Origin of the sequence: Catenuloplanes nepalensis (assembly GCF_030811575.1) — a bacterium.
GTDB lineage: Bacteria > Actinomycetota > Actinomycetes > Mycobacteriales > Micromonosporaceae > Catenuloplanes > Catenuloplanes nepalensis.
This window is the reverse complement of record NZ_JAUSRA010000001.1, coordinates 4,071,554-4,079,104: the sequence shown is the minus strand read 5'-3', so window position 1 is coordinate 4,079,104 and position 7,551 is coordinate 4,071,554. Positions and strand designations below refer to the sequence as shown.

General features: G+C 71.1%; 7 protein-coding genes. 3 read left to right on the top strand and 4 right to left on the bottom strand.

Translation table 11 applies throughout. From position 1 onward, the window contains the following. Positions 1 to 2: 2 nt before the first annotated feature. Entirely contained in the window at positions 3 to 1,985 is a 1,983-nt protein-coding gene (locus J2S43_RS17530) for a multicopper oxidase family protein (RefSeq protein ID WP_306830486.1), read from the top strand. A 101-nt stretch (positions 1,986 to 2,086) separates the two neighbouring features. On the opposite strand, the gene J2S43_RS17525 is transcribed toward J2S43_RS17530, so the two are convergent. From J2S43_RS17525 to J2S43_RS17515, 3 genes are all read right to left on the bottom strand, one after another. Beyond that, positions 2,087 to 2,779, bottom strand: a complete 693-nt coding sequence (locus tag J2S43_RS17525) for a nucleotidyl transferase AbiEii/AbiGii toxin family protein (protein ID WP_306830484.1) — start codon at positions 2,777 to 2,779, stop codon at positions 2,087 to 2,089. 9 nt (positions 2,780 to 2,788) lie between these two features. Next, the gene (locus J2S43_RS17520) at positions 2,789 to 3,112 is read right to left on the bottom strand and encodes a hypothetical protein (RefSeq protein ID WP_306830481.1); all 324 of its coding nucleotides are present in this window, start codon (positions 3,110 to 3,112) and stop codon (positions 2,789 to 2,791) included. Between the two features lie 250 nt (positions 3,113 to 3,362). Continuing rightward, positions 3,363 to 4,400 (bottom strand): peptidoglycan-binding domain-containing protein, encoded by a 1,038-nt coding sequence (locus J2S43_RS17515; RefSeq protein WP_306830480.1) that lies wholly within the window; start codon positions 4,398 to 4,400, stop codon positions 3,363 to 3,365. 167 nt (positions 4,401 to 4,567) lie between these two features. Between J2S43_RS17515 and J2S43_RS17510 the strand changes: the two genes are divergently transcribed. Further along, positions 4,568 to 5,317 carry a M15 family metallopeptidase gene (locus J2S43_RS17510; protein ID WP_306830477.1) on the top strand — a complete coding sequence of 250 codons (750 nt, stop codon included), beginning with the start codon at positions 4,568 to 4,570 and terminating at the stop codon, positions 5,315 to 5,317. A 16-nt stretch (positions 5,318 to 5,333) separates the two neighbouring features. Beyond that, a complete protein-coding gene (locus J2S43_RS17505; RefSeq protein WP_306830475.1) occupies positions 5,334 to 6,257 on the top strand; it encodes a penicillin-insensitive murein endopeptidase in 924 nt (307 codons plus the stop codon). Positions 6,258 to 6,848: 591 nt separating this feature from the next. Here J2S43_RS17505 and J2S43_RS17500 read toward each other — a convergent pair. Further along, positions 6,849 to 7,520 carry an NADPH-dependent F420 reductase gene (locus tag J2S43_RS17500; RefSeq protein ID WP_306830473.1) on the bottom strand — a complete coding sequence of 224 codons (672 nt, stop codon included), beginning with the start codon at positions 7,518 to 7,520 and terminating at the stop codon, positions 6,849 to 6,851. Positions 7,521 to 7,551: the final 31 nt, after the last annotated feature.

Sequence of the window (7,551 nt, the reverse complement as noted above, 5' to 3'; positions counted from 1 at the left end):
GCATGACCGAGATACCCGATCCGCACGTCACCCGGCGGCGGTTGCTCGCCGGCGGTGTCGCCACCGGTGTCGCGGGCGCGGCGCTGCTGACCAACGAGTCAGTGCGCGGCCTGCTCGCGGTGGACGGCACCGCCACGCTGCCCCGCACCGTGCCCGTCGCCGAGCAGCAGCGGCTGCCCGGCCGTACCCCCGGGAACAAGGCGGTGCGCCTGGTCTCGGCCCATCCGGAGCCGCTCACGCCGTACCGCGATGCGTTGCCCGTCCCGAAGGTTCTGAAGCCGGAGCGGCAGCGCGGCGGCCGGCCGGCCGAGCTGACCGTGCCGATGCGCGTGGCGAAGCACAGACTCCATTCCCAGCTGGGACAGACCACGATCTGGGGCTTCGACGGTACGGTGCCCGGGCCCACCATCGAGGTGCGCGCGGACGAGCCGGCCGTGATCCGGTGGGTCAACGCGCTGAACGGGAGGATCCCGCTGCGCGCGGCCGCGCCGATGATCGCCTGGGCCGACCCGCCGCTCTGGGACCGCCCCGGCACCGACGGCGCCCCACTGCTGACCGACGTGTCGAACCTTCCACCGTGGACGGTCGTGCACCTGCACGGCGCGGAGACCGGCATGGACAACGACGGCTGGCCCGAGGCCGGCTTCCCGCCGGGGCAGGCGCAGGTCGCCGAGTACGCGAACGACCAGCGCGCCACCGCGCTCTGGTACCACGACCACGCCATGCCGATCTCCCGCTGGAACACCATCGTCGGGCTCAGCGGCCTCTACCTGATCCGCGACTCCACAGAGGACCGCCTCGGACTGCCGTCAGGGAAGTATGAGATCCCGCTGCTGCTCTGCGACCGCAACTTCGACCTCGACGGCGCCGGGAAGCTCACGCCGTTCCAGCTGTACAAGACCGTGATGTACGCGACCGAGCCGGAACTGCTGGCCACCAGCTTCTCCGGGCCGTTCACCACGGTCAACGGCGTGATCTGGCCGCACCTGGACGTCGAGCCGCGCTGGTACCGGTTCCGGGTCGCGAACGTGTCCAACGTCCGCCCCTACCACCTGCAGCTCACGCTGGAGGACGGCACCGCGGTCCCTGAGTCGGCGATCAAGCTGATCGGCACGGACGGCGGCCTGCTGGCCGCGCCGGTCGACGCCGGAACCGTGAGCGTGCTCGCGGCCGAGCGCGCGGACATCCTGATCGACTTCTCCGCGTTCAGGGGCAGGAAGCTGATCCTGAAGAACGCGGACTACGACCCGGGCCCGTGGCCGCAGGTCATGCAGTTCCGGGTCGGCAACGGCCGGGCGGGTGGCTACACACCGCCGGCGAAGCTGGACACCAAGCTGCCGAAGCCCGGCACGGCCTCGGCCACCCGCATGATCATGTTCCCGCCGCTCGGCACCGGCCAGATCGAGCAGTGGGAGATGGAGGAGACCGAGGCGCCGGCCGGCCCGTTCCCGGTCGACGGGATCGTGCAGGTCAAGGGCCCGGACGGCGGCGTCAAGACGTACCGCAGGGTGGCCCGCGGCTTCCACGACCCGGCCCGGTTCATGGTGCGGACCGGCGACTGGGAGGACTGGACCTGGATCAACCTGGACGTCGGCGGCTGGCCACACCCGCAGCACGTCCACGCCACCCACTTCACGGTCAAGCACCGGCACCACTACGACGTGGCCGAGAAGTGGGAGTTCATCGTGGACGACGCGGGCCGGACCGTCGGCGGCGGTACGATCGCACCGATCGAGTACCGCGAGACGCTCCCGCCCGCCGCGTCCGACGCCGGCTGGAAGGACGTGGTCTCGGTCAACAACGGCGAGGCGGTCACGGTCACCGCGCACTTCGCGCACAGCGGCCGCTTCCTGCACCACTGTCACATGCGCGACCACGAGGACATGGGCATGATGCGCCCGTTCGTGGTGATGCCCGCCGAGGTCCTCAAGATTGAGCACCAGGCCGGACACCCCATGGAGAACCCCGGCCACTCCGGCCACTGACCCCCACCCGGCCGGGTCTGACCCCAGACCCGGCCGGGCGACATCGACCCGCTCTCCCGCGCCGCGATCGCTTCCTACCGGGAGTCTTGTGGTGCTCCTGACTACTCCTCGAGGTACGCGTCCCAGTTCGTGTCCTGCACCGATTCGGCGGCGTCACCGGCGGCGAGTCGTGACTGGATGTCATCGGACCAGTTCAGGGCCCACCGGCGGATCTCCAGGATCTGTTCCTCACCGAGTCCGTACGCCGCGAAGGTCACGTCATCGCGCAGGTCGATCGCGGAAAGCCTGTCGGCGAGATCGGCCAGTGACCAGTTGGGGGAGTGTCGTGCTCCCAGGTGCTCGAGGTCACGCCAGGTGTAACCAGCCTTGACCGCGGCGGCATGGACATCGATGAAGTCGCGATGCAGTGCGCGGTCGGCGAGCGGGCGGACCTTCAGCCCGACCGCGTCGTCGAGAGTGAGGACCGGGCCCAGGTCGAACAGAGCTGGAGGGCCCACCGCCTCCTTGAGCAGATCGACTTCGCAGATCTCGGTCCCGCGGGTGACCTGAAGCCGGGCCATCCGGGGATTCGACTCGATGTGCCGTACGTCGAATCCGTTCCGGCGGAACGCGTCGGCCAGGCGGTCGAGAATCGCCGGCAGGGCGAGCCCGGCTGAGGTGGCGAGGTCCAGGTCACCAGATGGGCGTTCGGTCAATCCGTGAGCGCGGATCGCATAGCCGCCGGCGAGCATCAGGCCGAGGTCGTCGCCAGCGGTGAACGCGATGCGGGCGAGTTCTCGATGCAGGTGCTCCATGGTGATGGGCTACGCGGCGGTGAGGTGGGGGAGGTGCTGTTCCCAGACGGCGATCAGCTCGCGGGACGTGAGTCGGCGCATGTTGGGCCAGTCCGTGGTGAGCAGGGAGCGGTTGATGTAGGCGGCGAGGTCGTCGCTCTGGCCGCAGTCGAGCAGGATCGAGTAGAGCGTCAGGCGCTGCCGCATGTCGCCGACGTCGTATGACGTCGGGCCGGACCAGGCGAGGTGGTGCGGCAGGTGGACGACGCCGTGGTCCGGCCCGCGGAACGCCTCCCAGGCCGGGATGCGTTCGCGAGCGCCGGCGTATCTCGATGGCAGCGCGTCGGTGGTCATGGACGCCACTGTAGCTGCCTGGCTCCGTGCCCGATTAGAGAGCTATTGCGAAAAATGTCAGAATCTGGCCGGACTGGCGTGGTGGTGCGGCGAGCCGAAGGCGTTCGAGGGCGCGATCAACGACGCGCTGCGCCTGCGGCTGCCCGCGCTGAGCGAGTCCGGCACCGCCGGGGTGGCCGGACGCGACCACCGGCGCCGGGTCCGCCTGAACCGGTCTCCGGGCCGGCGCGCCGGCCCGGAGACACCGGGCTCAGCCCACGCCGGCGATCAGCAGCTGCCACAGCGTCGGATCGACGGCGCCGTTCGGCGTTCGGTCGTGCGCTGACTGGAACGACGTCACGGCGGCCCGTGTCGCCGGGCCGAAGGAGCCGTCCACGGTCAGGCCCGCGCCGCTCTTGTTCAACGCGGTCTGCGCGGCCCGGACCGCGCTGCCCTGATCGCCCTGCTGCACCTGCCGCAGCAGCTTGGACCAGGTCACCATGCCGACGATCCCGTCCGAGACCGCGCCGTTCGCGGACTGGAACGACCGGACCGCGGTTTCGGTCGCCGGCCCGAACGAGCCGTCCGCGGTCAGGCTCTGCCCGGCCGCGTTCAGCAGGTGCTGCAGGATCTGGACGTTCGCGCCACTGGCGCCGTTCGCCAGCCGGGGCCACGCGGCCGGCTGGTCGGCCGCGGTCCACCACGTCGTCTGCTTCAGCGCACCGGCCCGGCTGAAGCTGAAGTGCACGTGGTCGGTGTGCGGATTGCTGCCGGTGTAGGTGCGCCAGCCGTCGCCGGCCTGGTAGGAGCCCCAGATGCGGCGGTCGAAGATGATGTACATGACGCCGAGCCGCCGCGCGTTCGCGTGCTGGTTGCCGTGGCTGTCCGTGGCGAGCAGCCACGCCAGCAGCTCGTCCGCGCGCGCGTGGTCCGTGGCGCTGGCCGCGTTGATCGTCCAGTCCCAGGCGCGGCCCTCCTTGTGCTCGGAGACGCCGCCGTCGGCGCAGGAGCGGACGATGCCGGAGTCACCGGTCGCCGGGTACTGGCGCAGCACCAGCTCGCGGAAGCCGAGCGCGCCCGGCTTGGCCACGGGGTCGCAGGTGCTCTGCGGGTCGGAGGCCGCGTAGCCGTCGATCGCGGCGCCGAAGACCGGCGTGCTGGGCGCCACCGCGGCGGCCGGCGCGGCGGACAGCAGCACGGCCACGGTCGCGGCGACGGCCGGGACCGCGCCACGGCGAAGGACTGCCGCGGATCGCATGAATCTTCTCCGGGTGGGATCGGGGGAACGGAAGACATCGACGTCCGTCATGCGGCGAACCATACACCCGGCCTGCGACGCGAGAAATCGCCGCGATTGATGCATTTCCTGCTATGTGCCGCACGCGGCAACAGGGATTGACGCCGCTGCATGCCGTCGCAAGGGTGGGGGCACGCGGCCCGCATCGTGGGCCACCGGATCCACAGGGGAGCATCCGGATGACGAGACAACGACTGTTACGCCTGTTCATGGCACTGTTCATGACGTTCACGGCCACGGCCGCGGTGAACGTGGCGCTGGCCGGTCCCGCCGCCGCGGACGGCTGCTACACCTGGAGCCGCACGCTGCGGTCGGGGATGAGCGGCGAGGACGTCAGGCAGCTCCAGATCCGCGTCGCCGGCTGGGTGGACTCCGGCGAGGTGCTCGCCATCGACGGCGATTACGGTGCCCGGACCGCGGCGGCCGTGGCCAAGTTCCAGGCCGGCTACGGCCTGTCCAACGACGGCGTCGCGGGCCCGCAGACCTTCAACCAGATCTACGCGCTCCAGGACGACGACTGCACCCCGATCCACTTCACGTTCGCCGAGGCGACCGCCTCGGCCACCTGCGGGAGCCAGGCCAGCCTCCAGGGCGGCGCGGTGTCCGCGACGCAGGTGCGCGCCAACCTGATCCGGTCCATGTGGCGAGCCGAGGCGTTGCGGCGCAAGCTCGGGAACGCGCCACTGGTCGTCTCGTCCGGATTCCGCAGCGTGGCGTGCAACGCGCAGGTCGGCGGCTCCAGCGGCAGCCGGCACACGTACGGCGACGCGCTCGACTTCACCGGCACGCCGAGCCTGTGCACGATCGCCCGGGAGGCCCGCTCCGCCGGATTCGCCGAGATCATCGGCCCGGGCGCGGCCGGTCACAGCGACCACACCCACCTGGCCGCCAAGCCGACCCGGACCTGGTCCGCGCCGCAGTGCTTCTGACGAGGAGATCACCGTCGTGCGAACTCTGACCCGGCTGGCCGCGGCGCTCACCGTCGCGATCGGCATCGTGCTCGTCGCCCCCGCGGCGCCCGCCAGTGCGTTCCCGGGCGCGTTCTTCCACACCCAGCGCCAGGGCAACCGCGGCGTCGACACCCAGGCCGTGCAGCACCTGCTGACCGCGCGCGGTCACGCGACCGGCGCGGACGGCGTCTTCGGCTCCGGTACGGCCACGTCCGTGCGCGCGTTCCAGACCGCGCGCGGGCTGACCTCCGACGGCATCGTCGGCCCGCAGACGTGGGGCGCGCTCATCGTCACGGTCCGCCAGGGCGACAACGGCGCGGCGGTCCGCGCGGTGCAGGTGCTGCTGAACAAGAAGCGGCGGCTCTCGCTCGCGGTCGACGGCGACTTCGGCTCCGGCACGCACGCGGCCGTGGTGGCGTTCCAGAACCACGCCGGCATCACCGCGGACGGGATCGTCGGGCCGACCACCTGGCAGAACCTGGTCTGGCACTACGCCTACCCGTCGTTCGCGAACATGTGCGACCAGAACCCGGACGGCAACGGCACCGCGAACTGGGGCACCGGCTCCGCGATCGGATCACTGGAAGCGGCGGCCGCGTCGTTCACCGGGAACGGTCAGGTGCCGCTGGGCGACGTCAGCTTCGAGCACGGCGGCGACATCCCCGGCCACAGCACCCACGAGACCGGGCTGGACGTCGACGTGTGGCCGATCCGCACGGACTCGGCGCAGTGCACGGCCGCCCGGATCACCTGGGAGTCGGCCGCCTACGACCGCGCCGCCACCCGGCTGCTGGCACAACGCATCCGTGCCACCGGCCGGGTGGAGAGCATCTACTTCAACGACCCGACGCTGATCAGTGAGGGGCTGACCACGAGCTACCCGAACCACGACAACCACCTGCACATCAACTATCTCTGACCCGCGTGGCGGAGGGCTCCGGCGGTGGTGCCGGAGCCCTGCGTTACAGGACAGGACATTTCGCCCACGCAAGACCACATTCGACGATCAGATCTTCCCGCTTCCGGCGTGGTGCGGCCCGTTTGCTCCCGACTCCGTTGCCCGTTCGGCGGCGGCCCGCCGCAAAGGATCATTGACCGACACGAAGGAGAGGTCGAATATCGAAGTTGACCTCTCTTTCGTGTCGGTCAATGATCCTTCACGCATGAGTGGTCGCGACAGCACGACCACCACGCCGGCTTCCGCTCGACGCTGTCCGAGCCATGGCGGAAATGATGCGAAATTTCGGGCTGATGCTTTCGGTCTCCGGGCAGGGCTCGCGGCTTCCGATGCCGAATGGGCAACGGAGTCGCTCCCGCGGGCAAACCCGCGGCGGCCTCCGCCGCCGCTCCGGTCGCCGCGTCGGAGCCGGTGACGTCGCTGGTCACCGGAAGAGCCGCGATATCCGCCGCGGCGCACGCCGGGTGCCGCGGCGCGGCTTGTCAGTCCGCTTCGGCCGGCTGGTCCACTGGCCGGCCGGCCCGCCGCGGTTTGGCGGTCCACCGTGGCCGGTCAGTTCGCGGCGGCGAGGAGCTTCGCCAGGGCGGTGGTGGAGGCGGGGCGGCCGGGGGCCGTGAACATGCCGTCCGGGTCGAGGTAGGCGTGGAACGCCGGGGTGCCGCGGGCGAACCGGCGGCTCTCCGCGAGCGGGCCGGCGTCGAGGGTGTCGAAGCCGGCCTCGTCGGCCAGTGTGGCGACCGTGCGTTTGGCCTCGGCGTCGTCGCCGGCGATCGGCAGCGTGCTGCGGTCCGGTGCGCCGGCCGGGCGGCCCATCGTGGCCAGGTGCTTGAAGAACATGTTGCTGAACGCCTTGACCACGAACGACTCCGGCAGATGCTCCTGCAGCACGCCGCTCGCGGTCTGCCGGCCCGCGGTGATCTCCGGGTAGTCGCCGTCCCGGGCCGGATCGAAGTTGATCGTGTCGATGACGACCTTGCCGCGCAGTGGTGCGACCGGCACCGACCGGTACGCCCGCAGCGGCGTCGACACCACCACGAGGTCGCCGCGCGCGGCCGCGTCCGCCACGGTGCCGGCGGACGCGCGCGGGCCGACCCGCGTGAGTCGCTCGCCCAGCGTCTCCGGGCCGCGGCTGTTGCTGAGCACGACGTCGTGGCCCGCGATGGCCACGAGCCGCGCGAGCGCGCTGCCGAGGTTGCCGCTGCCGATGAATCCGATGGTGGCCATGTCTCTCCCTAGCGCAGGCACCCCTGCACTT